The organism is Bacillus sp. EB600, from assembly GCF_024494385.1.
In the GTDB taxonomy this organism is placed as follows: domain Bacteria; phylum Bacillota; class Bacilli; order Bacillales; family Cytobacillaceae; genus JAEVLT01.
In genome coordinates this window covers 1-26,819 of sequence record NZ_JAEVLT010000045.1, presented here as the reverse complement: position 1 = coordinate 26,819, position 26,819 = coordinate 1, and the positions used below count along the sequence as shown (strand labels likewise).

Below are 26,819 nucleotides of genomic sequence, written 5' to 3'. Positions count from 1 at the left end.
TCCATCATAGAACCATGAAGTAAATGAAAAATAGATAAATAGATATTAAGATTCCTGGCTCAGTGATCATATAACTGGGCCAAGAATCAACAGAGCAGAATAACTGTTCCAGTAAAAAGGAGCTGAAGGTATGCAAACTTTTTATCTTAACGATGGTCAGGATTCTTCTTTGCCGAAATCAGAGCCTTGTGTCATGGCCATGGGCTTTTTCGATGGAGTTCATATTGCCCATCAACAAGTGATTCAGGAGGCCAAAAACATCGCTAAGAAAAGAAAGGTAAAATTGGCCGTTATGACCTTTTTTCCTCATCCTAGAGAGGTTCTTTGTGGTGGAAAAGAAAAGATGAATTACTTAACACCATTAGAAGTCAAAATAAATAAGTTTGATCAACTTGGAGTTGATAAACTCTATATCATTAAATTTGATCAGGCCTTTGCTCAACTTTCCCCAAAGGACTATATCGAAAAATATGTAACGGGATTGGGCGCAAAACATGTGGTAGCAGGTTTTGATTTTACGTACGGACACAAAGGAAAAGGAAATATGAAAACGATGGGCATTGACGCTGATGGAAGATTTCTTGTGACCGTCATTTCAAAACTTAATTATAAGGGTCAAAAGATCGGCTCTACTTTCATTAGGAACTTGTTATCAAATGGTGAAGTGGGTGAAATTGCCTCGTATCTTGGGGATTTTTATGAAACAAGTGGAGAAGTGGTTTCTCCTCATCATAGTTTAATGAGAAAACGTTTTTATATGGAAGTAGCTACTTATCCCTATTATACATTGCCATCAAATGGTTTATATGAAGTAGAGATGTATATAGGGGATCATGTTTATCAAGGAAGTGCACTTGTTTACTCAAATAAAATAAAGCTTACTTTCAATGGTTATCTTGAAAATCTAAAAAACCGGACCATTAAATTAAAATGGATTAGAGGTTTAGAGATAGAGAATGTTCAATTGAAGCAAATATAAAGTAATAGTGAACATAAAAAGGGATTTAGTCGAAAAATATAGAATATTTTTTTACTTAATTTATGATAATATTAGAAATCGCTTTCGATTATTTTACTTATATGGAGGGAATACTCATGTTTACGATCGAAATAACCGATATAAATGATAATAATGATCAATGGATAGGCAGTGGAACTGAAAGTGTACTTGATGGAGCACAAAAGAACGGAGTAAACATACCCTACGCCTGTAAAGGAGGAGGATGCGGGCTTTGTAAAATAAGAGTAGAAGAGGGCGAATTTGAACGAGGACGTAGTTCAATGGCTGTACTGCCGAACAATGAAAGAGACCTTAATTATACGCTCGCCTGTAAGACCTATCCAAAAAGTAATATGAAGATTCAATTAGATCTATCTAGATAAAATGAAAAAATTAGTAGCTGAGTTGAGAAAAATGATCTAGCTTTAGATGCCAAAGGCTCTTTCAGCTCAATAAGCAGATAGATTTAGTTTAATGATGGTGGTGGACATATGAAAGCTGATGAACTGAAGCTAGAACAATTTTATAAAATATCTAGTCCATTTAATCAAAAGGATCCTCTGGAAAGAATAGTTTCAATTCCAGCAGCTGCAATCGGTATGTTGAAGCATGAGCTTCTTGAAACGATTGGTCCAGAACGAACAAAAGGTTTCCTTCTAAGGTATGGATGGCATACAGGAGTGTACGATGCAGAAAAGGTGAAGGAGTTAACCTGGGAGGACCAACGTGAGATGTTGTTAGCTGGTCCTAAAATGCATACATTGCACGGTTATGCTGAAGAAGTACAAAATGTTAAAGCAGAAGCAAATTTTAATAATGGATCCATTTATCACGAAGCCATTTGGAAACATTCATATGAAGCGGAGGAACATATAAAGAGGTACGGCTATAGTGATGAACCTGTTTGCCACACATTGATAGGTTATGCGAGCGGTTACCTATCTAACATTTTAGGAAAAAAGGTCATTGCCAAAGAAATAAAATGTAAAGCAATGGGCAATGAACATTGTCAGGTTCTTTGTCGTACGGTCGAAGAATGGAATGAAGCCATTGAACAAGAGTTAAAATATTATGAAGAAGATTCTATAATTGATGAGCTAAACGAGACGTTTAGAAAGCTAAAAATAGAACGAGATAATTTAAGTAAAGCGTATGATGTACATCAAAAACTGGTTGAAGAATTATTAAAAGAAAGTGACTTGTCCGGAGTTGCAAACGCTCTTTATCAACATACCCATTTACCTGTTCTAATTGAAAGCGAAAACTTAGAGCTTTTAGCAGTGGCGGGAATGTCAGAGGAAGAGGGTAATCTTTATTCCAGGCAATTAGGTCAACTCATGAATAACAAGAAAAAAAGGGATGTAAACCAACTAACCCAAACGAAAGTATTGAATGACTTTGACAATTACAAAAGACTGATTACGCCTATTTACCTTCAAAAAGAAGTGGTGGCGTACTGTTCCTTTTTATATAAAGATGTGAAGTTACAGGAAGTAGATAAATTAATACTAGAGCAAGTAGCCTTGGCTTGTTCCCTCTATTTGTTTAATGAGCGTACACGTGTTCAAACAGAGTTGCGTATGCAAGGCAACCTTTTAGACGACATTCTCTCAAATCAAATGACTTTTGAAGAAATTTCAAAAAAGGCTTACTACGTTGGATTTCAATTAAATGCCCCTTATTTCATGATTTCTATTGGCAATAATCACCAAAAGTTAACTATAAGAGACGAAATAGAGTTTAATGATCATCTAAACAAGGGAATTTCCCAATTCCTCAAAGATAGAAAGATAAATGCATTGTTGGGTCAAAAGTCGGGGAAAATAATGATCTTTTTATCCGAAGGTATGATGTTAAAAAGTGGAAATAGTAAGAAAAAGTTTTGTCAAGCATTGCATGATTATTGTTCAAGTAAATATCCTTCTCATGATTTTAAGTCTGGTATTAGTTCAAGTTCCGCCAGAATAGAAGAGGCTTCTCAATTATATGATGAGAGCAACTCTGCCTTACAAATTGCTAATCATTATCAAAAAGTTGTTTTCTTCGAATTTTTGGGGATTGAAGGCATTATATTTCAGATGAAAAATGATCCTTTGCAAAAGTTTATTAAAAGGAAATTAGGGACTTTAATAGAGGAAGATAAGAACAAGGACATGGAATTGATCAAGACTCTTTTTCATTATTTAAATAATGGCTGTAATATTACTAAAACAGCACGAGCTATTAATTTTTCAGTCACTGGTCTAAGGTATCGTCTTCAAAAAATAAATGAATTGTTAGAAACAGATATTAATGTTCCTGATGTGGGCCATCAAATTTACTTATCTCTAAAGCTTTTGATTTATTGGGGAGAAATAGATATTGATGTGGGAACTTCAATTGATTTAAACAAGGAAGATCGTTTTAATGATTTTGGTAATGATTAGTCCCGTTAAACATCGGACAGGAAAATTATGATTACTTGGGCGAACAGGCAGAGTCTGTAAAATATACCATTTATCCAACAACACATGAAATTCAGACAACAATAAGCAGGACGTGTTCGCATGTTTGCGTCAAGAATTAGAAAAAAGTATTCAAAAAGAATCAATTCAACTTGCTACAAAAGATAATTAAAAAAGGAATATTGGAGGAGATTTTCAAATGGTACAACAAGGAAAATTTATAGATATTAAAGGAATTCAAACGCATTATCATGAAGCGGGTCAAGGGGAACCACTTCTATTAATCCATGGTTCTGGACCAGGGGTAACTGCATGGGCCAACTGGCGTTTAGCTTTTCCAACTCTTTCAGAACAATACCATCTTTATGCACCAGATGTTGTTGGATTCGGGGATACAGAAAGACCTGAGGGACAGGAATATTCAATAGATGTATGGGTTAATCATATGATTAATTTTATTGAGGCAATTGGTGAATCTAAAGTTTCAGTCCTTGGGAATTCTTTTGGAGGGGCTATCGCTCTTCATTTAGTCAATCGTCGTCCTGATCTTGTCAATAAAGTCATTTTGATGGGAAGTGTTGGTAATAAGTCTACTATTTCAGATGGTTTGGATGCGGTTTGGGGTTATACACCAAGCTTTGAAAATATGAAAAATCTAATTAAGACTTTTTCACATGATCAAAGTAATGCGGAAAATAGTGATTTAGTAGAGATGCGTTATCAAGCTAGTATCCAGGAGGGATTCCAAGAAGCCTTTTCAAGTATGTTCCCTGCGCCTAGACAGCGACATTTAGATGCGATGGCTTTGTCAGAGGATGAATTAAGAAACATTCAGGCTCCTGTATTATTAATTCATGGACGAGAGGATAAAGTGATTCCTCTAGCAGAAACAAGCTGGAAAATAGCTCAATTAATCCCTAATGCGGAACTACATGTATTTCCACACTGTGGTCACTGGGTACAAATCGAAAAAACGCAAGAATTTATTGCTCAAGTGATTGAGTTTTTAAATCAACCAAAAACAGCTAATCTTGTATAAGATCAAACAAATACAAATCTCTTATATCATCCGATAAAGAATGGATTGATATTTTAGAAAATTCATAAAACCAAACAGGATAACAGGAGGAATTATATAATGGATGATCGTCAATTTCGTACTGCAATGGGGAAATTTGCTACAGGAATAACAGTAATTGCTACAGAGGTAGAAGGAGAGGTACATGGGATGACGGCTAATGCCTTCATGTCTGTGTCACTTGATCCGAAATTGGTTGTGATTTCGGTTCGTGATCAAGCCCGAATACTTTCTAAATTACAGGAAAGTAAAATATTCTCAGTGAATATTTTAGCTGAGGATCAACAGGAAGTATCCATGATATTTGCAGGTCAGTTAAAGGATAGACAAGTAGAATTTGACCATCTTGATGGGAAGCCAGTTATTCCAGGAGCTATTGCACAAATTGCCTGTGAAGTAAGTGCAGAATACGTAGAAGGAGATCATACGTTATTCATTGGAAAAGTAACAGATATTCATTTGGAAGATAAGGAACCGCTTCTTTTCTATAGTGGAAAGTATCGTTCACTGAAAGAAGAGAAAACAGTTACGATATAGGTTTTGATGAAAGGAAGGGCTAAAGGTCGCTATAGTTGAACAAAAGATAAAAACAAAAAGAGCAATTAAAAGTAACGGAAAGAAATGAACCTGGTTTAGGTCATGTAAGCTTTAGAGTGCGTTCAAAAGAGGCATTAGAGCGTCGTGTGAAAGATCTTGAAAAATCAGATTTCGGTAAAGGCTGGATCGACGGTGACATCGGTCATGGCGCTGCTTATCAATTTGTCACACCTGATAATCATTTAATCGAACTCCTTTGGGAAGTTGATTATTATGAGGCTCCGGAAAGTGAAAGGACGATATTAAAAAATCGACCGCAAAAACGTCCAAATAAAGGGATTCCAGTTCACCGTCTAGACCATTTGATCTTGATGTCCAGCAATGTAACGGCTAGATGCAGCAGAAACTGAAAATGGTATTGAAATTGAAGCTGGTCCATTAAAACATGGGATCACTCAATCGACTAGTCTTTATATCTTTGAACCGGGTGGAAATCGCGTGGAACTTTATGGTGAACCTGGATATCTGATCTTTGACCCTGAATGGAAACAGGTAAGATGGACGGAAGAGGAAGTAGAAGAAGCAATCATTTTCTATGGATCTCCACTACCAGATTCATTCTTTTCTAAGGGGACTCCACAAGTTTAAGCATCTATATCATCAAGATAACTATTTAACCTAAATAAATTCATACTCATAACTTTAATTAGTCAAAAATGCAGTAGTGACAATGGGTTAGAGAAAAATCCTTTCATCTAACCTCCCAAAATCAAGAAACATGATTAGAAGCCCCAATCTGGTAATGTCTTAGGTGACGATGCAACCAAAAACATGCCATACAAGGGGCTTCGCAACCTATGACATCCAAGGGAAATTGACTTCTCCGAAAAATAGAATCAGATATAGAACTAATGGAAAAACAATTGAAACTGCAATAATGGCAGCAAGAAGCGATTTAAAAATAGAATTGGAGAATATGAAACAGATTTTACTAAACTTCATAGTGTCGAAAAAAATTGGAATTTTACTTTTTCATTGGTTTAAGGGACGCAGCAGGTGGGGAAATTTAGAAGAAAAAAGTCTTGGCCTCCAAAATGAAGCTTAAAAATGTCTAAGGAGGGATTTATGATATGTATTATGTGATGTTTTGTCAAGAGGAGGAAGTTGTTTTTGAACATATCGACCTAGTAATGGACAAGTTAGTTGATGGGTGGAGATTATATGGATACGCGGATAGCAAACAGTTAGCAGAGTCATTGTTACATGAATGCCAGCATTATTGATTTGGACTAGTAGGGTCTGTGTCCTCAGGGGGAAACTGAAGGGCTAGTAATAGGTGAATTGATTGTTGATGGGATTGCTCAGGGGCGGGGAAAGGAACTCAAGCTGAACGAATTATTGATAAATTTTTAAAACCTTTTGAACGAGGGAATTTTCTTTCCATGTTTTCAGAGCAAACTTTATTTACTTGGTTTACTCTTTTTTATTAATTCCTGATATAGTGTGGCAGCTGAAACTTCTGGTTTTTGGTAATTCTGATTCCCTGATAGTTGTTCAGAATGAATACACCCTGTTAGAACAAACGGACATGTAATACTTCAAGCTTAACAATATGTTCAAACAGACTTGTTCAAAGAGGAAGAGAGCAATCTCAATTCTAGAATTATAAATTAATAATATATATAAAATTAATTTTCCTAGAAGTCTTTATTCAGTTAATCTATACAATCTAAAAGGGGATGAACGACTATGAATCAAGACTTTAATCAAACAAAAGTTATAAGTCAAGCAATGGAACTATTTTGGAACAAAGGATATGAAGCCACCACAATAGAAGATATTTTAAAAGTGACAGAACTTAATATGAATAAATTTAATGAGGCTTTCGGTAGCAAAGAGCAACTATACTTAGTGTGCTTTAACTACTACAGTTTTTAAAGTTCATTTTGAAGATATTGGAAATGGGAAAAATAACAAAAGATAAGAACAAATCTATCTTTTATTGTTTTAATGAATAAAGAGTCATTAGAAAAATCGCATAAATTTTAACCATACAAAAGAGGTCCAAGATAATAACCAATGAAATTATAATACATTTTAAAAATAGTTGAACAAAAGATAAAAACAAAAAGAGCAAACCTACTGTCGCAACAAATGATCAATTCTAAAGAACAGGTGGGATTAATCATTGGAATGGGAAGAGTAATAGTTATGATTTTGACAGGATTCTTATTACTTGCTGAGAAAGCCAGCAGTAAAGAAGTAAAAGAAGGGGTTTTTGCCTTTTTAGAAAAACGCGAGGCTGATTTTTTAATGGAATAGTTTAAAAATCTATTACACTTTATATAAAAAATGGATTGCTCAAGGAGCACTGGATGCTTCGACGAATTATGCGAAAGGCGTGTGCAATTCGGAAAGCAGGATTTCAGCATAGCAGGGGGTTGCTTTTAAGTAGTTACTTTATTAATTGAGGGAATAGGCATCCAGAAATGGCCGTTACGCTTAATAAGTTAGGCGGTACCCTACGGTTAAATACTTCCTGTATTTCTTTAACAAAATTATATACTAACCTAATATTAAATCCCCCAAAGATTGTAAGAACATCTAGCGTTTGTTTTTTAAATAAAACAGCTGATTTTATAAAATGTTTTAGTTCAATTTATGGAGTTGAATCATGAAACGCACACATTATATAAAAGAGTTTAAAATACAAGTTTGTAAACAGGCTATTAATGTAGGTAATACAGCAAATATTGCCCGCCAATATGAGCTTTGTCCCAAAATGGTGAACCGTTGGGTTAAGGAATTTAAAGAAGGCAAATATTATGGCACCGATCCACTCCCAAGCAAAGAAGGAAGCCCGGGAAATCTCATGGAATTATATGGTGAAATTTAAGAACGGAGGCCTTTCTGTGAGTGAGCATGAAGAAATGTTGATGTGTAAAACTTCTTTTATTCTTGGAAAAGATACTAACCAGATGAAGCTAAACCGATATTATTGAGGAATTGGTTAAAGTTATTGAGGATAATTACCAGAACCTGTTGCTAAGAAATTGGAAAATGATTGTTACTCCCCCAAATAGAGACTAAACTTTTGAGAGGTTTGTGCGATGCTAGTAAAAAAAGTGAAGGTAAAATTAAAAACAGTGCTTCAGGCGCGTTCTGCTGCGCTATTCGTTCAGGAAGCAAACCGCTTTTCTTCGGAAATTCTTCTTGAAAAAGACGGAAAAAAAGTAAATGCAAAAAGTATAATGGGACTAATGAGCCAGGCTGTAAGCCCAGGAACTGAAATCAACATTATTGCTGATGGTGATGATGAAGAAAATGCGATTTCTTTCCTTTCTGAATTTATACAAAAAGAAGAGCAATAAAACTGTATGGAAACGATTTATTTGAACCGAGATAATTTGGTGTTCTGGCAGGGGAAAGCAAAACGGAGTGCAGTAGCTTTAGGTTTTTTTGACGGCATTCATAAAGGACACCTTAAAGTGATTAAGACGGCTGCACAGATTGCAAAAAGAAAGAATCTTTCTCTCTCGATCATGAGCTTCTTTTCACATCCGAAAACAGTCATATCCAATGAAAAAAAAACAAGTTGACTATTTAATGCCGCTGTCTAAAAAAGAGGAGAGACTCCGTCAACTTGGTGTCGATACATTCTATATCGTTGAATTTGACAAAAAATTTGCTTCTCTTCTACCTGCGCAATTTGTAGACGAATACTTGAGTAATCTTGGTATCGTCCATGCGGTCGCTGGTTTTGATTTTTCTTATGGCTATAAGGGTGTGGGGAATATAGATCGGTTAAAAAGTGATTCTGGCAGCCTTATTGATGTGACGAAAGTGGAAAAATTGGAGTTCCATGAAGAGAAAATTGGTTCAACCTGTATTCGAGAAAAACTGTTACGAGGGAATGTAGATGAATTACCTCATTTACTGGGACGACCTTACGAAGTGGAATGCAGCTGGGACGGGGATTCCTTAAAACTTCATAGGTATTATACACTTCCTGCTCCCGGTTGCTATGATGTCACTCTTAAAAATAAGACAGGATCAATAAAAACAAAAGTGATCGTATTAGAAAAGCTAGAAGGTCTATCGTTAAAATATGTGACAGATATTCCAAAGTTCATGGAAGGTAGACTATCCATTGTATGGCATCACCGCATTCTAGAGGATCATGCTTTCGGGTGGTCACAGAGGATTTCTATACCAAGTAAGAGAGGGCATATAATAAGCCTTGTGAAATAGACTGGGACTCCTTGATAACCTAACTATTGACTTCTATGAATCTCTATATATTCCGGTGGTTACTGGTATCGTTCCCATGTATTACGGTAAGTTATAAATCTTCATAATTATTTATTGGAGTGATTTGTTTGAAGGCACAAGTTATTCGTTCTTTTGGGGAGGCGTCTGTTTTTCAATTAGCAGATCTTCCTATTCCAAAAGTGAAACCAATGCATGTTTTGATTCAGGTAAAGGCTACAAGTTTGAATCCCCTTGATACAAAAATACGCAGTGGAGTTTTTGCTGGACTAGCCCCTGAATTTCCAGCTGTTTTACATGGAGATGTAGCTGGTATTGTAGCTGAAGTGGGAGAAGGAGTTACTGATTTTAAAGTTGGTGATGAGGTATACGGTTTTGTAGGTGGTGTTAAAGGTACGAGTGGTGCTTTAGCAGAATATATGGCAGCAGATGCTAGATTACTTGCTCATAAGCCGAAAAACCTATCATTTGCAGAAGCAGCAGCCCTTCCAGTTGTCGCAATCACTGCTTGGGAAGCTCTAGTTAAACGTGCCAATATTGGAGCTGGAGACGAGATTCTAATTCATGGTGGTGCAGGCGGAGTAGGGCATGTTGCTATTCAGTTGGCAAAATGGGTCGGTGCAAAGGTATATACAACGGTCTCTTCACCAGAAAAAGCTCAAATTGCGGAAGAGTTTGGAGCCGATGTTGTCATCAATTATAAGGAAATGTCCGTACAAGACTATGTGAATATGTATACGGATGGTAAAGGGTTTAAATATATTTTCGATACCATTGACCGTAAAAATCTTGAGAATTCGATTGCAGCAGCTTCTTTATATGGAACAATTGTGGCTATTGCTGTAAGTCAAGACTATAACCTTAGTCCATTTCTTTTAAAATCATTGAATTTCCATGTTGTATTCACAGAGATTCCTATTCTTCATGAAGAATACCGTCAAATAAACGGTGAGACATTAAAGAACATTACACCTGTTATTGAGGAAGGAAAACTTCGACCATTAATTGCTCAAAGACAATTTACTTTTGACGAAATAGCTGAAGCACATGAATATTATGAAGCTAATAAAGCAGTTGGTAAAATTGTTTTAGTAAACAACTGGTGAAATTAGAAGTTACATTAAGAATATGTAACAAAGGAGGTCTTTCCTTAGAATTTTAATTATTGTGTAGTTAGAAGAGATTGTGAATGTTTCTACTTAAACGGGAGCTTTAGTGAAAGAAGAATTAATTGCTTTTAAGAGTAAAATTATATTTTAGGTATTAAATTTTCTTCTTGCTGTTCGTCTATCATTTTCTGAATACGAGAAAATCCTTCATTTTCTAACTGATTAAAAATTATTTCAGCGTTTGCCATGTAAATTGCTCCCTTTGATAAATTTTCCATTAACACTATTATATCAAAAGTGGATTTAAAAGGATTTAGTCGAAATGTGTACACCCGAATGAGTTAGTTTGAACGAGAAATATATAATTATATTTTTATGACTACGTAGAATGTGAAGAAATGTACCTAAACAAACGGGTAGCGTTCGTATTATAAGGTCAGCCAGAAAATATTTCTGGTTGACCATTTTTTATATCGATATATGATAACCGTAGCCGGGGTAGAACGTCCGCACCCGTGGGACTTGATCCCGTCAACTAAACAGTTCGCCCCCTACTTGTAGAAACATGATTGAGGCTGGTTGGGACTTGGATCTCGTATAACAAGCGAAGCTATGAAACTACATGGAGGAATAGGGGTTACCGGTTAATAGAATTTTAGGAGGAGATACATATAGAAGAAACTCGTCAAAAATAGCCTTTATTCATCGTGAACTGCACCCCTTAAAGTAGATGTTGAAAGCAACCAATAATGACATTGAAAAAGTGAGGAGACTTGCCGGATGCTGTTGAAGCTATGCCGAAAGTTTAATGCTGCGAGAGATGATCTAAGTAAATTAAGGAGTACGAAAGAAAAGTAGCATATAAGTTTAGTACATTTCGTTTGGGAACAAACAAGTAATAGAATACAAAAAGGTTTTCCTGAAAACAGGAAAGCCTTTTTTGTAGGATGTAATCTTAAAGAAATTTTCAAAAAATGCACATTGTGAGAGGAAACGTCAAAATAGGAGGAAGCCCGGTTGGATTGACCGGGCTTCATGCTATGTTTAGGGCTCAAACTGATCTAGGAATTTAAATATATCATTGTTTGTTTACAGTCTAATTAATGGACAGGAACAATGTAGTAACATTTGTATTAAAAAAGGAGATTGACCGTGAACTAATGAAATTAGGAATTTTCTTACTAGTTTCCTCATCCTGTAATACAATCGTCTGCGGGGTTTATAATTGTTCCCCTCTACGCATTCCTGTGAATGATGAACAATCTTCGCCTGGTCTGAAGGTAACATAGTTGGTTTCGATGGTTTGTGCTACAAATCTGATGAAAGTCCGATGTTCCCAATGGGAAATAGCATCTGTCACACGTCCTTTATTTGTAAGACTCAGATCAATTTTGTAAGGAATAATTCCGTCTGGCCATAGAAATTGTTCACCAGTGAGTCGTATTCCATCATTTCTCATTGAATTTTCCATTTCCTCGACACTACCCAGAATAATATCGCCTTCAAAGATTGCTAAACCATTAATCACTGAGTACTTAACTTGTCTTGGACCTGATGGCAAATTGATTAACACTGTCCGTATTTCCTCACTAATTAAATGATTTTCACATAATTCACTACTCTTTACTTTCATCAATGGTAACTTCTTTTACTTTAGTTTCATTAATGGTAACCAATGCATAATTTTTCCCCAGAATTTTCACGGTATGTATCAAATGAACTAACACAGGGTCTATATAACGGTACTTACCTCTGGCTTGGCTGCGTTTGTTTATAAAGGTACACTAAACTGCTCTTTGTACTGTGGTCTGTCTGGGTGTTTTAATGTTTTTATTATTAATAATATCTTTAGGATATAGTTATCTGTCAAAACGGGTATCATAATATTCGAAGGGGAACAAAAAGTGATGATGAAAATCATCAAATATTGAAATGAGGTGTCTATCGCAGACAAGTTCCGTTTCAATTGATCAGCTTCCTAACGTTCTACCGTCATCCGAGCTTTATACGATGAGAAACATATAAAGAATACAAGGGGATGGTCAGCTTGAACAAAGGTCACTCTTTATACAAACACAAACATTTTAAAAAATGAGGTGTTTATCAAAGAAAGAGATCTAAGTGAACGAAAATATGAAGCATTCCCCTTCAAGAAGGCAGGATTCCATGCGGGTCCTGTCTCTCTTTGTAAAACAGGAATGGAGCCTGGGCCTAGGTGGCACTTTTGCCCTAACCAAATATAAAGGTAAATGGTTTGAATTAAATACTCCTCAAATTTATCGTTTGATTCGAGATAAGATAAAAAATGACTAAAACCGAAGTTCCTTAAGGGACTTCGGTTTTTTATTTCTATTAAAACATTATTCTCAAAAGGTACACCTTTCGGGATAGTTACATACTCCCTATAAGATCAACGTTTTTTGAGTCCTAAAAGGTTATAAAAACATTTTTGGAATGTCCCAAAATCGCGATTGACCTTTTGGGATAGATTGATATATAGTTAAGACAACAAGTAACAAATATTCCATAGAAAGGTAGATTCGATACATATGAAAATATTCGGTTATGTCCGTGTATCATCAAAAGAACAAAACGAAGCCAGACAAATGGAGACTATGAGGAAGGAAGGAATTGAAGAACGGGACATATTCATTGATAAGGCCAGCGGTAAAAACTTTGAACGTCCTCAGTATCAATTATTAAAACAAATGGTGCGTGAAGGAGATACGGTTGTATTTGATTCCATTACTCGGATGGGACGGAATATGGATGACACAATGAAGGAATATAAATGGTTTGTAGAAAATGGAGTACAGCTGCGTTTCATAAAGGAGTCTATGATTAACACCGGCAATGAACATGACGATGTTATGAAGCGAGCAATACAAACAATCATTTTGACTCTTCTTACTGCATTCGCCGAAAAAGAACGTGAGGAAATCAAGACAAGGCAGGCTGAGGGGATTGCGGTAGCAAAAGCTCAAGGGAAACACCTGGGCAGACCAAAAACTGAAATTACTCAAGAGTTTGAACAAGCATACAAACAATGGAAAGATAATGAGATAACAGCAGTTGAGGCTATGAAGAAGGTTAACGTGCCTAGGAGTACATTTTACCGGATAGCAAAGGAATATGAAGAAACGCTTAGCCCTCAACATTGATGTGTGAGTGCTTTTTTATTTATTTCCTATCCAGTGTATTTGCCGGCAGGAAATGAGCTTTTCATTTTCCAAAACTTCTATTTACTTACAATTCCCTTTCATCTTTGCAGTTGCTTAAATAAATCTTGGTTTGTCCTATTTGATAGCTTCCGGTCATAACGGCTGTGAAGCTATTTTTTTATTATAGTCCAAGTAGGAAGGGGATCACCCCTATTTGAATAAAGTCTGTTTGAACAAATCTATACATTGGTTTTGTTCTGTCAGGGTGTACTCTCATTTGAACACAAAAATAGTCCATTTTTAGGGATTTAACATGACTTTTACATAATAAAGTGAAATGCACATAAATAATCATTAAAACGAAATTAAATACAATAAAATATATTATTTATGCCATCTTTAAATTAAAAGTCTAGTTATGTGTTAAATAACATATTTAATAAAAATATATTCATAAATAACATACTATCGTCGTTTATTGTTTCTATTATTTTTCAGTGATAGAATAGTATATATGTAAGGAGAATGGATGATTATGATGGAAACTATCAATTTGGGACTGACAACCAAAGAAGTAGCAGAAACGTTGGGAGTCACAGAACAAACCATATATAACTACGTCAAAGAAGGGAGGGTCACTCCCTGGAATAAAGAGACGTGGAAAATGGACGGAACCTATCTCTTCCGTGCGGAAGAAGTGGAAAGGGTCGAGAGTGAGCTGAAAAAGCCAGGATTCACGACCAAAGATATCATTGCTTATTTAGAGGGATTCAATATTAAAGTTTCACCTTCCACCGTCATCAGTAAGATGAAATCCGGGGAACTTCCGGCCGTCATGAAGCCGTATCGAAACATTGATACGTTTTTCGTAAAAAAAGAAGATCTGGACGCAAACCTCCATCTTTTTAACCGGGTGAAGGGAAGGGAGAAATTCTTTGATAAGAAAACGGGATATTTTTTATTCCAACCGTTCGAGAACAAGGTGACAGGTGAATTTGCCCGGATCATGGAGTGGGATGGAGCCGGGAATGGCAAGGTCTTGACCAACCGGGAGAGGGAGATTTTGATCGAAGATATAAAGCAGCAGGAGTTCCAACCTGTCATTGAATTGGGCGAGGGGGTCGTCAATAACAAAAAAGGATCCTTGGTGTTTAAATTCGCCAAACCTAAGCAGGTGAAATCGCTCATTTTTGATTTGATTGATCAATTCTATCGGATCGCAGGCCCAAATAACATGAAGTTGGAAGTGTCGGATGGTGAAATTAAGATCGAAATGAAACCAATTCTTCTTCCGTTTGATAAAGCTGAACATCGTGATGAAATAGACTTGTTGAACAACAGCCTTGTAGAAGGAAAAATGATCTGCAGACCGAATGGTGTTGTTCTGGATAGCGATTTGGTGTCCTTTGTGGCTTATGGATCAACCCAATTAAAAGATCAGGTAAAGGAGTATGCAGATATAGAAGGGGTGACACAAGAAGAGTTTATCATACAAAGTTTAAAAGACGCGGTTCAGAGGCGTATAGAGAGAAAATGATCTAGAACCAGCTCAGACTCAAGAGAAGAAGAGTGGCAACCAAAATGGCGGAAGCAACAAGGTTCCACTCAATGAGAAGGTGGCAACAAACAACAAACAATGCGGCCAATCTTATAACAGCTATCGAAAAGCCCCGTTGTTATGCCTTTATTGGATACCACTCAATTTAAAGATAGCTTAGTTACTTTTATTGCTGATCTGGCTTTACAAATTCTTTCTTGGATGGCTGAAGACGAACGAAACCGAATTCGAAAACGGCAGCGTGAAGGAATAGATGTGGCTTTACAAATAGGGGTAAAGTTTGGACGGCCGAAAGCTAAGATTACAGAAGAATTTGAAAAAGTATATCGTCGTTGGAAAAAAGGAGAGATTCCTGCTGTTAAGGCTATGGAAGAATTAGACATGAAAAGGACGACTTTTTATAAGTTAGTTAAAGAATATGAAGGAAACCTTTAAAAGTATTTAACTATATATAGAAGAAACTCGTCAAAAATACTTCGGGAGCAAAGGCTATTTATCAATGGGAATACTCTTTCATTCTCCCAAGTTTTATATACAAATTTATTTTTTTAATTATTTCCTAGCGATGAATCAATAGGTTGTACCTGAGAGTATAGTTCATTTTCTCAAAAAATTATTATAAATGAACTGAAGCTAGCTTTGTGGAGATTACTTGGTTAAGTCTTTGTATTCTTCAACAAACGGGCCAGATTGTGAAGTAACTCTAATATTGCGTAATAGGAAGATATTGCGAAGTAACGAGATAGTGGCCAGCACATTTCATAAGCAATATTAACTTTGATTATTGTCCAGAATATGGTAAAATTTATATTAATTTAAAATAAGATAAGGACGATCAGCAGTGCTAAGAGATATCACTGATTGGGAACACATTGGTTATGGTGGTAAAAGCACCTTGGAGAAAGAGGAACTAAGGTCTCCAGAAGGCTTAAAATACTTAATAAAATACCCAAGACCATTTGAAGTAGGCGTTTCATGGGAAGATATCACCGAGTTGATAGCTGCTGAAATTGGAAAAATTCTTGGCCTCGAAATGATGAAAGTTGAAATGGTGATTAGAAAAGGGAAAAGAGGTTGTCTACTTCGAAATTTTGTTGAGGAATACGATGCATTAATGGCTGAAGAAGGCGGCGCTTTATTAACCGAGTTGGTTGAAGAGTATAAAGAGGTACAAGAATGTGAATGGAAGAATTTAGAGCTTATTCATCAAGGATTCCAAATGATTCAGAAATTTCCACATTGGGAATTTATGAAATCAGAATTTATAGATATGCAATTGTTTGATATTCTTATAGGTAATCAAGATAGGCACCCTTATAATTGGCAGTTATTATTTTTACCTACCATTGGAGCGAAATTTTCTCCAATATACGATAACGGAGCCTCTTTAGGTTTTCGTTTTGATGAAGATCAGCTTAAGTTTAAAGCAGTGAGCGAGCAGGAAATGAACAAATACACTAAGAATGCTAGGGTTAAAGCAGGTTTATTTGAAAATAAAAGTGTTAAAGCCAAAGACACAATAACCTATATTAGTGAGCATTTTCCGATAGAGTTTGAAGAAAGCGCTAAAAAGCTAGCTGAATTTGACATAATGAGGTATTCTAAATTTATTAATTCCTTAGATGTTTTAAGTAAAGCAAAGAAAGAATGGTTATTGAATATAATACCTTTTCGTAGGAAGAAAATTTTAGAATGGATTGGAAAGGAGGAATAAATAAATGAGTAAAGTTCATACGCTACTAGTTGTATGGCAGAATAAAAAAAGCCGTTTATTTTACCATATAGGTACCCTTTCTCACTTCGACGGTAATTATGAATTTTCTTATACGAATACAGGGCAACGAAAGTTAAAAGATGCTTTAGACAATGACTATATGTTGCATCCAGCGTTCCCGATTGCAGATAAGGTTTATCGTTCTAAACACCTTTTCCCAGCGTTTGATCGTCGGCTGCCCTCGATTGATCGTGCGGATTTTAAAGCGATTCTAGTTGATTTGGGATTAGATGAAAACTCTTCAAAAATGGACTTGCTTCAACAAACTCGAGGTCGTTTAGCTAGCGATACGTATTCTTTTGAGCAACCATTGCGCCTTGAGGAAGATGGTAAATTACATTCCAGTTTTTTTGTTCACGGAATGCGTCATCGAAATTTACCAGAGGGATGGCATAGGTGGCTTGCGATCAATAGTCCATTAAAATTAGTTCAAGAACCTACAAATCCGGCAGATCCCAATGCAGTGGGTATATTTACTCTAGGGGGAATTCACTTAGGGTATGTTCCTACTTTTTACAGTAAAGCTATCTTTTCTTTACTGGAAAGGGAAGTAGAACCGTTAGTTCGAGTTTCCTATATAAACGAAAAATCCTCACCACATTGGTGGTTAAAAGTGGACTTTGAATGCGAAATACCTTCAATACAGGGTACTACAGCGGATGAATTGATTCCAGTAATGCAATAATAATTCATTAATCTAATAAAAATTGCATGGTAAATGATAAAATCCCGGCTGATTAACAGTCGGGATTTTTCGCATCAATAACGATTATGTGCAACTTTATAATACTTATCTTCAACAATCGGGCGCAATTTTGCATAAAGAATACGCTTTTTTCTTTATGTAATGGGCCATTTTCTTGAATAACACTTAATAACCAAATTGGATATTTGTGTTAAAATATAAGGTAGTTCATGTATATAAATGGATTAGGAAATTGCAAAAAGAGATAGCAGAAAACTTATTTTTGGATTTCATGCTGGATTTTATATATTTATTTTTGAAGCTGTATTTAGCTGATGCGAAATGGGGGAAGCACCTTGAATTTAACGGAATATACTCTGAATAAGTTAAAAGATTTCATAGCTTGTGGTAAGGGAGAAGAATCTTTTTACTTTAGTGGACCTCAGTTAGTAAAATTATTCGAATCTGTTGGATTTGAAGATATGTATGTAATGAGTAAGGGATTTGTTGGCAATGATTTAAGAAAGAGTAATATGAGTTTGAGTAGAAAAGAGTATGTTATTGATCGATTAAAAAGAATAAATAGTTCTAAAAAACTAAAAGAATTTATAGAACTATTTATTAATGCAGTGTTAATTGATTTAGATCAATATACAATTGGAGATACAGAAGAAAAAGTGTTTGTTGCGAATCTGAATAAAATTATTAAATCAAATCGTTATAGCATAGAAAAAATAGAAGATAGATATTGTGTGATGGGTAATGATACATACGATGAACCAGTCAAACTTGAAACCCATTTTGAAGATATTCAAAATCAAATCATTGAGGAAATAAAAAGAGCTAAATATACAATTTGGGTTGCTGTGGCGTGGTTTACTGATCAAAAACTCTTTGAGGAATTGGTTCAAAAAAAGAAAGAAGGTTTAAATGTTCAAGTTATAGTCATTGATGATGATATTAATAGAAAATATGGATTTCGTTTTGAAGATCATTTTGAGACATATCGATTACCAGAACAAGGAATGTTTAAAAACATTATGCACAATAAATTTTGCATAATTGATCTCAATACAGTGATAAGTGGCTCTTATAATTGGACAAAAAAAGCTCAATATAATGATGAATCTATAGATATAAAACATAGTCGTGAAGCTACTGAACCTTATGCAACAAAATTTATAGAGTTAAAAAAATCGAGTTCTAAGAGTTAATTTAAAGCTATATCTGAACACAATAATTATTCAACAATCGGGCACGTTTGTTCAATAAGAACAGGTTGCTAAAAAGGCACCTTTTTTTTTATTCAGCTAACGTGTATTGGGGTCAGACCCCACTTAACTAAAATTTAAAAGCGGTAAAGTGCAAAAGTTAGTTAGAGGATGGATGCATTTCTCTTCTTTACTTTTGTACTTTTTCTATGCCTTAAGGATGATAGTTCTGCTTGTTGAAGATTTAAATAATAGAGGGAAATTTGGGGAAGATATCTGTAACTTTGTTTGAACGAATGGTGGTATTTATTATATGGAATGGGATTATATATGGAAGGCGATTTTGATCGTTCTAGAGGGAACAGTAATTTTGAGAATGGCAGGCAGGAAAACAATTTCACAAATGACTTTGGCTGAAACTGTTATTATGATTGCAATCGGGACTTTACTTATTCAACCTGTAGCGGGAAAAAATATTTGGACTACCTTTTTGGTTGCTAATATTCTTGTCGGAACACTATTAGTAATGGAATTTATACAAATGAAATCTGACAGTTTTGAAAAAATGATTACAGGTAAAGCAGTGGTAGTAATTGATAACGGAACTTTGAATGAAAAAAACTTGAGGAAACTTAGGTTATCGGTGGACCAACTTGAAATGAAACTCAGACAAAATAGTGTATCTAAAATAAGTGACGTAAAATGGGCAACTCTCGAACCAAATGGTCAATTAGGTTTTGAGTTGAAGCACGATGCTCAACCTGTAACGAAAAAGGAATTTGAAGATTTCAAACATACAATAGTTAATTTGATACCTAGTAATTCGCAACTTACTCATATAAATGAAATTTTAAACTTGATAAACAAACAGTACCAGGTCGAAAGCCAAGAGGACATTTTTGCAGAAGTTAAGAATAATGAACATAAAATCACCCCACCAAAGCATTTACAATAACGGGGTCACTTCAAAGGAATCGGCTTTTTTATATATATTCTCCAAATATTTCATTCTTCCAACTGTGAATGGCATGTCGTTCCTTATCAAAAATCTTCTCCAAATAGATCATTGTTGTTTCAATTTTTTCATGTCCTAATGAACGCATAATTTGATAAATATCTACTCCACTTTTATGAGAAATAATCGCAAAGGCATGACGAAAAGTATGCGGTCCAACAAGAGATGAGCGATGTAAAAGAAAAGGAAGGTTTGTTTCTTTTATCATTTTGGTTATATACTGTGATAAATAGGAAGGAGTGTAAGCTTTCCCTGTATTTGTAGTAAATAATGGACTTCCCTTATCTGCAATCGATAGGTCCTCGAGTCCTCGAGCATTCCGAAACATACGAATGCTATGTAAAGTTTTTTCCTTCAAAGGAATCTGTCTCCGTTTGTTTCCCTTTCCCAATACGTCCAGATAGTACCCTCGATTAATTAAATCATATTGGAGATCCCTTACCTTTAAATTGCAAAACTCTTCATTTCTCAAACCGGTTGTCGTCAGAAGATGGATGATGGCAAAGGCAATGGGATGATGGATTTTACGGAAATAATCGAGTATCTGAATAACTTCTTGTGGTCCTAGGTCACGATTTGGTCGATCATCTTTTCTTACGGTTGCCGTGAATAACCCCTTATGCAATGGTTCATGAATATATTCCACTTCGTACAGGAATTGTAGGAAGTTTTTCATAATCGTTGTTTTTCTTGCTAAGGTAGCTGCCGAGTACGGTCCCTTCTTTTGTACATAGGGACTTCTTTCTGCTAGCCATTCCTGGTATCGCCGAATATGACGAGGGGAAAGTGATTTGAATAAAGAACCTTCTATTATATCGTCCATATCGACATCAATCTCTCCGGAATATTGAATCAATTGTTCAATAAATTGTATAAGTTCCCTTTCATACTCTTTAATGGTTCGGGAAGATTTATCATGCTGCCGATCTAAATGCTCTTTCCGATATAAAAACCACTGTACCATTTCTACATCTGAAAAATCTTCAAATGGCTTCTCCTGATTTTTTTCTGCAAGATCCAATCGCTCCCGTAAAAGAGGGAAGGGAAGAACTGTCTCCAATTTTCTTTTTCCAACTACTTACTTGAAGGTCTTTATCATTCAATACTAAATTTTTCATAGTTTAAATCCCTTCTTTTATAGTTATAGAAAATATAGATCAATTATTGCAAATTTCATTCTATCTATTTATAGAATCAATTAATTATAGTATAACAAATAGAGAATTACATAGAAATTCTCATCAACATAAAAAAATGTTCCCTTTGTTTATGTTATATTTAATATCTATATTATTTTCTTTTATTATTATCTATATTTTTATTGATATCCAAAAATAAATACTTTAATATTAAATTCATAAAATATAATTAAATATCTAATTAATTTTTATATTTAAATAGATTTAAATGGGTTTTAACTTAATATTAAGTAATTCTTTTCTTTTTTAAACTATTTAAGATAAAGATTGAAAAGAGAGATTGAAATATAAATAAACATTAAAAATATAATTTTTCAAAACCTTGGTGAGGAGAGAACGTATATGAATGAATGGTATACACAAAAACAGGTTGCTGAATTATTAGGTGTTTCAAAAGCAACTGTCTATCACTATGCAAAACAAGGGAAAATAAGAAAAATCGCAGATCCTTACCGATTACACAAAGAAGCTCGTTATTATAAGGAAGAAGTAGACCAGTTAGCCAAAGAAAGGGAACAGCACCCGACAGGGATGCGACCTTCAGAAGTGGCAAAACAGTTAGGATTATCTGTTCAAAGCGTCTATAAATATATCAAGGATGGGGATATTAAAGCTGTAGAGGTACCCTTTGGTGATGAAAGGACAAATTATGTCATATCAGATGAAGATTTCCAGGAAGCAAAGGAAATGTTTCAGCCCGCCGAAACTGATCGTATCCGGAGAAACGAATTCTATGATTCCGACCATGACATTGCACTTTTTCAATACTTTCAATCCACAGATAGTTTAGCTGCCCGAGTGATGAAAAATGAGGAACAAAACTGGGGGTTCTACCTTCCTTACTATCAGAAGTGGGTGAATTATAGTGAAGGTATTGAAAAGTATAGATTAGAACCTTGTTATAGTATCCATAAAGAACCATTTGATTATAAGGGTTATGTCCATATTAAGATTGCAAAATGTGAAGATGTATTGTACCCATTTATTGACTTCATTTATGAATCGTGGGGGATTGAAAACGTAGGGGTCCGTGAGCATGAACAGAGTGTTTATATTACTATGAAAGCAGGAGAAGCTGCTCTTCCGAACTCGATTCCTTTTTCTTTGAATCAACTGATTCCTTCTATACAGGAAGGAACGATTGAGATCGCTGAAGAGTTATTTATCGTCCGGAGTGCTTACCGCAAAACCAATTTAGAGCTGCCGATAAAGATGTTGGATTCTGTTAAACAATTAGCAAAACTAGAAAATATCACAATGAGTCAATGGATAGAGTGTGTGATAAATCAAGCTTTTAAACAAATGTAATTCTTAAGGGGAAATGGTGGCTGGGAGAGGATTTAAACGTCGAAATAGGAGACGACGTGTGGGGAGATTTAAATCTTATTCGATTGATTGAAGAGCTTACGACCAACGGTTAGCCTGGATATATCCAGCAAACTCTGGGAGTCGGCCGAAAGCTAAGATTACAGAAGACTTTAAAAAGGGATATATTCGTTGGAAAAGAGAAGAGATGTAAGCGTCAAGTGAAATTGAACACTTTTTGATCATTACTTTTGAACAGTTTCTTCTCCAAAAATTGATTTCCTATATTTCATTCTGTAGCTCTCACCTTTGATGAACAATTTCAGAACGATGAGCGATCCGATCTAAAATAGCGGTTGTAATAGCTGGATCACCGATCAACTCACCCTAATCACTTGGCCCTTTGTTGGATGTAAGTGCGATGGACGCACTGTTATGAAGATCATTGATGAATTGAAAAAACAAATTGGCCTCCTTCTGATCCATTGCAATGAACATTAATCATCGGATTATAACTAGGGAATCCAAGGCATGTTCCTTGGCTTCTATTATTTATTCAACTGATGAATTATTTTGGTTTTTATCCAAAACCAATTGGAAACAATAATTCACAAATGAATAGGCAATCGAAAGTAAAAAAAGATGAATTGGTTTTATTTTCCTTAATTTATAAAGATTAATCTTTTCAAAAAATGTATTTAAAGGGTACGCAAGTACATAATCAAAAATTATATTAAGAAGAGTATATAACCAAAACCTTCCATAAGCTAAACAAAATATCCATAGATTCCCTACAAAATAAGGTCCAAAGGTAAAAGTCAATCCATTATTGGCTATCGTTTTAATACCGCCTTTTGCACTCCACCAATTACGGGGAGCACCCAATAGATATTCTGTTAAAATAATTATAGACGAAAAAAGTGTGACAGGAAGATATTTAAAAAACGACCTTTTAGGAAGAAGGCTAACAGTGGACCATGATGCTAAAATTAATCCAATACGGAAGAAGGCTAACATTTTATATCACTCCTTAATTTTCACTTATTTTTGTCATGAAAGTAAATGATTATTCAAAGAAAGCTTGTTCATCAATAGGGAGAAATACTTGCTGTGCTGGCTGCTATTTCCAGCTTTTTGTTTATTCAAGTATAATGGCTGTTTAATAAGAAAAAAGCATTTATAAGGGGAAATTAGATGTAATATATTATAATTCTTTAATAGGGGAATTTTAGGTTATGGTGTTATTTGTTGTTTCCATTGTACTATTCAATTCTTTGGCTTAGTATTTATTTTGGTTTATGAATTATTAGCATTACTACCACAAGCCTGGGGATACTTTCATTCTGCTGTAGAACGTGTAAATACTTATCTCAAGTTATACTTTCAACTAGACAATGTTCGTTATCGAACAGGAAAACACGCTAAAGTTCATTTTGATCAAGTTACCTTAGTTTATAATGCTTCAAAATTAGCTGCAGACCGGTTAAATGCCTTTTTAAATCAACAACAATGTTTAACAAAACCAAAAATTAAAAGGTATTGAAATTCTGAAGGTCTATAAATTTTAAAATAAGGAATTGTGTAATTGATTTATATGAAATGTTAAAACATAAATAGTATAGAAAGGTCTACAGGGAGTACATATGAGCAAAGGAAAAATATTGATTGTTGAAGATGAAAGGAAAATTGCCCGGTTGCTTCAATTAGAACTTGAACATGAGGGCTATGAGACAAGAGCTGTCTATACTGGATTAGACGGTTTTATGCTATTCCAGCAAGAACAATGGGACTTGCTTTTATTAGATGTTATGTTACCTGAATTAAGTGGATTGGAAGTTTTACGGAGGGTTCGTTCCATTGATAACCTGACACCTGTCATTTTATTAACAGCCCGTGATGCCTTGCCTGATAAAGTAAGCGGATTAGATTTAGGTGCCAACGACTATATCACAAAACCATTTAAAATTGAAGAATTGCTTGCACGAATACGGGTTTGGCTCAGGCAATCCATGGTGCAAAAAGAAACTCCTTCTTCCATTTGCATTGGAGACTTAACGATAAATGAAAAAAACCGGGAGGTAGAGCGTGCTGGTCAATCCATTGCATTAACACCAAAAGAATATGATCTATTAGTCTACCTGGTTCAAAATCAAAATCAAGTTCTTACATTTGATCAACTCTTATCAAATGTATGGGGATATGATTATTACGGTGATACCAATATTGTCTATGTTTACATTCGCTATTTGCGTAAAAAGATTGACACTCCATTTTCAAAACCTTATATTCACACAGTTCGCGGTGTTGGATATATGTTAAAGGAATAAGGTATGAAGATCCAAACGAAAATTATACTTACATCTACCATCTGGCTTTTTATTCTTCTAGTCTTAACCAATAGTTCCATTTACTTTATTTTCAAAAAAACAATGACGGATAATGCAATCGAACGTCTTCAAATGGAAAGAAGCAATATAACGGAAGGATTAAAACAGGCAAATCAAGCTTCCGTTAATCATGTCTATTTGTTACGAGCCTATTTGCCACCGAATGGAATGATTCGCATTCTGCCTCCTAAGGGAAAGCCCCTTCTAGTGGTAATTAAAGATGACAGCAACCAGCGTAATTTTCCGTATTTCTATCGATCGGATGAACAAACAATCGTGAAAAGGATGGATCATCATTTATATGCCGTAGCACATACACCGATTATATGGACAAATGGCAATGTCGTTTCATTAGAAGTAACAGAACCGTTAACGGATGTAGAGCGTTCACTTGGGATTCTTAAAGTGATTTTAATCGTTGCATCTTTCGTCATTCTCATTCCAATGATTATTGGCGGCCGCGTATTAAGCCAGATCATCCTTCGTCCAATCAAAACGCTGATTCAAACAATGGAAGAGATTCAAGAATCGAGGAAGTTTAAAAAAATAAGAAGAGAAAGATCATCTAAGGATGAACTGGACCAAATGGCAAAGACGTTTAATAACATGATGGATTTATTAGAAGAAAATTATAAAAAGCAGGAACAATTCGTTTCAGATGCATCGCATGAACTAAAGACTCCCCTTACCATTGTTGAAAGCTATGCCAATATGTTAAGACGCTGGGGAATGGAGCGCCCCGATATTCTGGAAGAAGCAATTGATGCGATTCATTCCGAATCCATTCGCATGAAACAGCTAATCGAGCAGATGCTTTTAATGGCAAAGGGTGATACTGAATGGGAATTGAAAATAGAGCAAATAGATGTTGCCAACGTTTGCCGTGAAACAGCGAAGTATCTTCAGCAAGCCTTTCAGCGATCAATCTCGATTCATGTAAACACAGAGTATCCATTGGTCATGGTAGACGAAAAAAAATTAAAACAGCTTCTTTATATATTGGTTGACAATGCGATAAAGTATAGTGGAAAATCAATTGACATTACGATAACCAGAAGTAAAACTTCGTTGTTTATTACGATTACTGACTATGGAATAGGCATTCCAAAAAAAGATTTAGCCAATGTATATGAACGATTTTTCCGGGTAGATAAAGCTAGAACCCGCGAAACCGGTGGTTCAGGATTAGGTTTGCCCATTGCAAGGAAAATCGTTGCTGCTCATAAGGGAGAAATTCATATTGATAGTGAGGAAGGAAAAGGAACAACAGTTACGCTAAAATTCCCAATTACTTTTTCAAACGATTCATAGATGTCTCTAAGAGTTTCTTAAGAAATGTATGTTATGATTGCTTCACAACAACACATGAGGTGAATGGATGAAAAAAATAGCGATAGTTATTTTAATAGTTCTCACTATCGGTGCCGGAAGCTTGTATGGTGTTAAAACTGTGTTTAATCGTTCTCATTCTTCTCTTTCAGAAGACAAGGTCAGTCAAATGATCATCGAAAAATACGGTGGAACGATTAAGAAAATTGGTACTGTACAACAAAATTATAAACTGACTCTAGTAAAGGATCAGATTCAATATGATATAACGGTAAATGGCCGGACGGGAGAAGTGATCTCTTTTACAAAACAAACATTCCAAGAAACGAAAAATACCCGAAAGCTAGAACAGAAGGAACCACAAGACAGTAATAAATCAAATGTTACCCCCATTACAAAGGAAAAAGCAAAACAATTGGCATTAGAAAAAGTAAGCGGTAAGATCAGCTCAGCCGAATTGGACAAAGAGGATGGTCAACTTGTATACGAGGTTGGGATCCATCAGTCGAAAACAAAGAAATGCACTATTGTGATTAATGCTTACTCGGGGGAAATTGAGTCTATTTCATTTGAAACAGACGAAGAAGACTAAACATGCAGCAACATGCTGCATGTTTTATTTTTGTTTCTTACTGGGTATTCTTCAACTTTTCTAAGAAAATTTTAAACTTCTGCTTCAATTTCTTTAAAACGTTGTTGTTAAGATGTAGACATCAACAAAAAAGGTCAACAAAAAAGGAGATTACGAAGAATGAGCC

Annotated in this window: 28 protein-coding genes and 3 pseudogenes; 28 read left to right on the top strand and 3 right to left on the bottom strand. The window is 35.2% G+C overall.

Going from position 1 to position 26,819, the window contains the following annotated elements; translation table 11 throughout:
* The first annotated feature begins 130 nt into the window (after positions 1-130).
* The 15 genes from JN080_RS25175 to JN080_RS25105 all read left to right on the top strand — a co-directional run bounded on the left by JN080_RS25175 (position 131) and on the right by JN080_RS25105 (position 10,434).
* A complete protein-coding gene (locus tag JN080_RS25175; RefSeq protein ID WP_256238709.1) occupies positions 131-979 on the top strand; it encodes a cytidyltransferase in 849 nt (282 codons plus the stop codon).
* A 116-nt stretch (positions 980-1,095) separates the two neighbouring features.
* Positions 1,096-1,383: a 2Fe-2S iron-sulfur cluster binding domain-containing protein gene (locus tag JN080_RS25170; RefSeq protein ID WP_256238708.1), complete on the top strand. Its 288-nt coding sequence runs from the start codon at positions 1,096-1,098 to the stop codon at positions 1,381-1,383.
* Between the two features lie 108 nt (positions 1,384-1,491).
* A complete protein-coding gene (locus JN080_RS25165) occupies positions 1,492-3,426 on the top strand; it encodes a XylR N-terminal domain-containing protein (protein ID WP_256238707.1) in 1,935 nt (644 codons plus the stop codon).
* A 217-nt stretch (positions 3,427-3,643) separates the two neighbouring features.
* Positions 3,644-4,483 (top strand): alpha/beta fold hydrolase, encoded by an 840-nt coding sequence (locus JN080_RS25160; protein WP_256238706.1) that lies wholly within the window; start codon positions 3,644-3,646, stop codon positions 4,481-4,483.
* Between the two features lie 99 nt (positions 4,484-4,582).
* A complete protein-coding gene (locus JN080_RS25155) occupies positions 4,583-5,059 on the top strand; it encodes a flavin reductase family protein (protein WP_256238705.1) in 477 nt (158 codons plus the stop codon).
* Between the two features lie 116 nt (positions 5,060-5,175).
* Positions 5,176-5,469 (top strand): VOC family protein, encoded by a 294-nt coding sequence (locus tag JN080_RS25150; RefSeq protein ID WP_256238704.1) that lies wholly within the window; start codon positions 5,176-5,178, stop codon positions 5,467-5,469.
* An 88-nt stretch (positions 5,470-5,557) separates the two neighbouring features.
* Complete coding sequence (locus JN080_RS25145) at positions 5,558-5,707, top strand: VOC family protein (RefSeq protein WP_256238703.1); 150 nt, start codon at positions 5,558-5,560, stop codon at positions 5,705-5,707.
* 482 nt (positions 5,708-6,189) lie between these two features.
* Positions 6,190-6,342, top strand: coding sequence for a hypothetical protein (locus JN080_RS25140; protein ID WP_256238702.1), 153 nt, complete (start codon positions 6,190-6,192; stop codon positions 6,340-6,342).
* Between the two features lie 466 nt (positions 6,343-6,808).
* Positions 6,809-6,997, top strand: a complete 189-nt coding sequence (locus tag JN080_RS25135) for a TetR/AcrR family transcriptional regulator (RefSeq protein ID WP_256238701.1) — start codon at positions 6,809-6,811, stop codon at positions 6,995-6,997.
* Between the two features lie 255 nt (positions 6,998-7,252).
* A complete protein-coding gene (locus JN080_RS25130; RefSeq protein ID WP_256238700.1) occupies positions 7,253-7,381 on the top strand; it encodes a hypothetical protein in 129 nt (42 codons plus the stop codon).
* A 352-nt stretch (positions 7,382-7,733) separates the two neighbouring features.
* On the top strand, positions 7,734-7,955 hold the full coding sequence (locus tag JN080_RS25125; RefSeq protein ID WP_256238699.1) for a transposase: 222 nt from the start codon (positions 7,734-7,736) through the stop codon (positions 7,953-7,955).
* Positions 7,956-8,169: 214 nt separating this feature from the next.
* A complete protein-coding gene (locus JN080_RS25120; protein ID WP_256238698.1) occupies positions 8,170-8,430 on the top strand; it encodes an HPr family phosphocarrier protein in 261 nt (86 codons plus the stop codon).
* Positions 8,431-8,436: 6 nt separating this feature from the next.
* On the top strand, positions 8,437-8,658 hold the full coding sequence (locus tag JN080_RS25115) for an adenylyltransferase/cytidyltransferase family protein (RefSeq protein WP_256238697.1): 222 nt from the start codon (positions 8,437-8,439) through the stop codon (positions 8,656-8,658).
* Complete coding sequence (locus JN080_RS25110) at positions 8,639-9,310, top strand: FAD synthetase family protein (protein ID WP_256238696.1); 672 nt, start codon at positions 8,639-8,641, stop codon at positions 9,308-9,310. The genes JN080_RS25115 and JN080_RS25110 overlap by 20 nt, the downstream gene beginning before the upstream one ends.
* A gap of 128 nt (positions 9,311-9,438) precedes the next feature.
* Complete coding sequence (locus tag JN080_RS25105; RefSeq protein WP_256238695.1) at positions 9,439-10,434, top strand: zinc-dependent alcohol dehydrogenase family protein; 996 nt, start codon at positions 9,439-9,441, stop codon at positions 10,432-10,434.
* 1,222 nt (positions 10,435-11,656) lie between these two features.
* Here the strand turns inward: JN080_RS25105 and JN080_RS25100 are convergent.
* Positions 11,657-12,070 carry a M12 family metallopeptidase gene (locus tag JN080_RS25100; protein WP_256238694.1) on the bottom strand — a complete coding sequence of 138 codons (414 nt, stop codon included), beginning with the start codon at positions 12,068-12,070 and terminating at the stop codon, positions 11,657-11,659.
* A 488-nt stretch (positions 12,071-12,558) separates the two neighbouring features.
* On the opposite strand from JN080_RS25100, the gene JN080_RS25095 reads away from it, so the two are divergent.
* The 8 genes and pseudogenes from JN080_RS25095 to JN080_RS25060 all read left to right on the top strand — a co-directional run bounded on the left by JN080_RS25095 (position 12,559) and on the right by JN080_RS25060 (position 19,781).
* The gene (locus tag JN080_RS25095) at positions 12,559-12,750 is read left to right on the top strand and encodes a hypothetical protein (protein ID WP_256238693.1); all 192 of its coding nucleotides are present in this window, start codon (positions 12,559-12,561) and stop codon (positions 12,748-12,750) included.
* A 230-nt stretch (positions 12,751-12,980) separates the two neighbouring features.
* Entirely contained in the window at positions 12,981-13,598 is a 618-nt protein-coding gene (locus JN080_RS25090; protein ID WP_256238716.1) for a recombinase family protein, read from the top strand.
* A 529-nt stretch (positions 13,599-14,127) separates the two neighbouring features.
* Complete coding sequence (locus tag JN080_RS25085) at positions 14,128-15,135, top strand: helix-turn-helix domain-containing protein (RefSeq protein ID WP_256238692.1); 1,008 nt, start codon at positions 14,128-14,130, stop codon at positions 15,133-15,135.
* Positions 15,136-15,276: 141 nt separating this feature from the next.
* A pseudogene (locus JN080_RS25080) lies at positions 15,277-15,591 on the top strand (recombinase family protein); the annotation flags it as partial.
* Between the two features lie 406 nt (positions 15,592-15,997).
* On the top strand, positions 15,998-16,870 hold the full coding sequence (locus JN080_RS25075; protein WP_256238691.1) for a HipA domain-containing protein: 873 nt from the start codon (positions 15,998-16,000) through the stop codon (positions 16,868-16,870).
* Positions 16,871-16,874: 4 nt separating this feature from the next.
* Positions 16,875-17,615: an HIRAN domain-containing protein gene (locus JN080_RS25070; RefSeq protein WP_256238690.1), complete on the top strand. Its 741-nt coding sequence runs from the start codon at positions 16,875-16,877 to the stop codon at positions 17,613-17,615.
* A 356-nt stretch (positions 17,616-17,971) separates the two neighbouring features.
* Entirely contained in the window at positions 17,972-18,829 is an 858-nt protein-coding gene (locus JN080_RS25065) for a phospholipase D-like domain-containing protein (protein ID WP_256238689.1), read from the top strand.
* Between the two features lie 310 nt (positions 18,830-19,139).
* Complete coding sequence (locus JN080_RS25060; RefSeq protein ID WP_256238688.1) at positions 19,140-19,781, top strand: DUF421 domain-containing protein; 642 nt, start codon at positions 19,140-19,142, stop codon at positions 19,779-19,781.
* A gap of 28 nt (positions 19,782-19,809) precedes the next feature.
* On the opposite strand, the gene JN080_RS25055 is transcribed toward JN080_RS25060, so the two are convergent.
* Complete coding sequence (locus JN080_RS25055; RefSeq protein WP_256238687.1) at positions 19,810-20,901, bottom strand: tyrosine-type recombinase/integrase; 1,092 nt, start codon at positions 20,899-20,901, stop codon at positions 19,810-19,812.
* A 481-nt stretch (positions 20,902-21,382) separates the two neighbouring features.
* On the opposite strand from JN080_RS25055, the gene JN080_RS25050 reads away from it, so the two are divergent.
* Positions 21,383-22,348 (top strand): helix-turn-helix domain-containing protein, encoded by a 966-nt coding sequence (locus JN080_RS25050; RefSeq protein WP_256238686.1) that lies wholly within the window; start codon positions 21,383-21,385, stop codon positions 22,346-22,348.
* A gap of 242 nt (positions 22,349-22,590) precedes the next feature.
* Here the strand turns inward: JN080_RS25050 and JN080_RS25045 are convergent.
* Positions 22,591-22,846: pseudogene (locus tag JN080_RS25045) on the bottom strand (ATP-binding protein); the annotation flags it as partial.
* An 841-nt stretch (positions 22,847-23,687) separates the two neighbouring features.
* Here JN080_RS25045 and JN080_RS25040 point away from each other — a divergent pair.
* From JN080_RS25040 to JN080_RS25025, 4 genes and pseudogenes are all read left to right on the top strand, one after another.
* Positions 23,688-23,888: pseudogene (locus JN080_RS25040) on the top strand (hypothetical protein); the annotation flags it as partial.
* A gap of 100 nt (positions 23,889-23,988) precedes the next feature.
* Positions 23,989-24,672 (top strand): response regulator transcription factor, encoded by a 684-nt coding sequence (locus JN080_RS25035; protein WP_256238685.1) that lies wholly within the window; start codon positions 23,989-23,991, stop codon positions 24,670-24,672.
* 3 nt (positions 24,673-24,675) lie between these two features.
* Positions 24,676-26,043, top strand: coding sequence for a HAMP domain-containing sensor histidine kinase (locus JN080_RS25030; RefSeq protein WP_256238684.1), 1,368 nt, complete (start codon positions 24,676-24,678; stop codon positions 26,041-26,043).
* A gap of 67 nt (positions 26,044-26,110) precedes the next feature.
* A complete protein-coding gene (locus tag JN080_RS25025) occupies positions 26,111-26,653 on the top strand; it encodes a PepSY domain-containing protein (RefSeq protein ID WP_256238683.1) in 543 nt (180 codons plus the stop codon).
* Positions 26,654-26,819: the final 166 nt, after the last annotated feature.

Coding starts and splice junctions, on each gene's coding strand:
- JN080_RS25165 (WP_256238707.1), top strand. CDS start 1,492: ATGAAAGCTGATGAACTGAAGCTAGAACAATTTTATAAAATATCTAGT.
- JN080_RS25050 (WP_256238686.1), top strand. CDS start 21,383: ATGAATGAATGGTATACACAAAAACAGGTTGCTGAATTATTAGGTGTT.
- JN080_RS25155 (WP_256238705.1), top strand. CDS start 4,583: ATGGATGATCGTCAATTTCGTACTGCAATGGGGAAATTTGCTACAGGA.
- JN080_RS25170 (WP_256238708.1), top strand. CDS start 1,096: ATGTTTACGATCGAAATAACCGATATAAATGATAATAATGATCAATGG.
- JN080_RS25100 (WP_256238694.1), bottom strand. CDS start 12,070: ATGAAAGTAAAGAGTAGTGAATTATGTGAAAATCATTTAATTAGTGAG.
- JN080_RS25140 (WP_256238702.1), top strand. CDS start 6,190: ATGTATTATGTGATGTTTTGTCAAGAGGAGGAAGTTGTTTTTGAACAT.
- JN080_RS25060 (WP_256238688.1), top strand. CDS start 19,140: ATGGAATGGGATTATATATGGAAGGCGATTTTGATCGTTCTAGAGGGA.
- JN080_RS25110 (WP_256238696.1), top strand. CDS start 8,639: ATGAAAAAAAAACAAGTTGACTATTTAATGCCGCTGTCTAAAAAAGAG.
- JN080_RS25035 (WP_256238685.1), top strand. CDS start 23,989: ATGAGCAAAGGAAAAATATTGATTGTTGAAGATGAAAGGAAAATTGCC.
- JN080_RS25030 (WP_256238684.1), top strand. CDS start 24,676: ATGAAGATCCAAACGAAAATTATACTTACATCTACCATCTGGCTTTTT.
- JN080_RS25160 (WP_256238706.1), top strand. CDS start 3,644: ATGGTACAACAAGGAAAATTTATAGATATTAAAGGAATTCAAACGCAT.
- JN080_RS25070 (WP_256238690.1), top strand. CDS start 16,875: ATGAGTAAAGTTCATACGCTACTAGTTGTATGGCAGAATAAAAAAAGC.
- JN080_RS25135 (WP_256238701.1), top strand. CDS start 6,809: ATGAATCAAGACTTTAATCAAACAAAAGTTATAAGTCAAGCAATGGAA.
- JN080_RS25025 (WP_256238683.1), top strand. CDS start 26,111: ATGAAAAAAATAGCGATAGTTATTTTAATAGTTCTCACTATCGGTGCC.
- JN080_RS25125 (WP_256238699.1), top strand. CDS start 7,734: ATGAAACGCACACATTATATAAAAGAGTTTAAAATACAAGTTTGTAAA.
- JN080_RS25115 (WP_256238697.1), top strand. CDS start 8,437: ATGGAAACGATTTATTTGAACCGAGATAATTTGGTGTTCTGGCAGGGG.
- JN080_RS25085 (WP_256238692.1), top strand. CDS start 14,128: ATGATTATGATGGAAACTATCAATTTGGGACTGACAACCAAAGAAGTA.
- JN080_RS25175 (WP_256238709.1), top strand. CDS start 131: ATGCAAACTTTTTATCTTAACGATGGTCAGGATTCTTCTTTGCCGAAA.
- JN080_RS25130 (WP_256238700.1), top strand. CDS start 7,253: ATGGGAAGAGTAATAGTTATGATTTTGACAGGATTCTTATTACTTGCT.
- JN080_RS25120 (WP_256238698.1), top strand. CDS start 8,170: ATGCTAGTAAAAAAAGTGAAGGTAAAATTAAAAACAGTGCTTCAGGCG.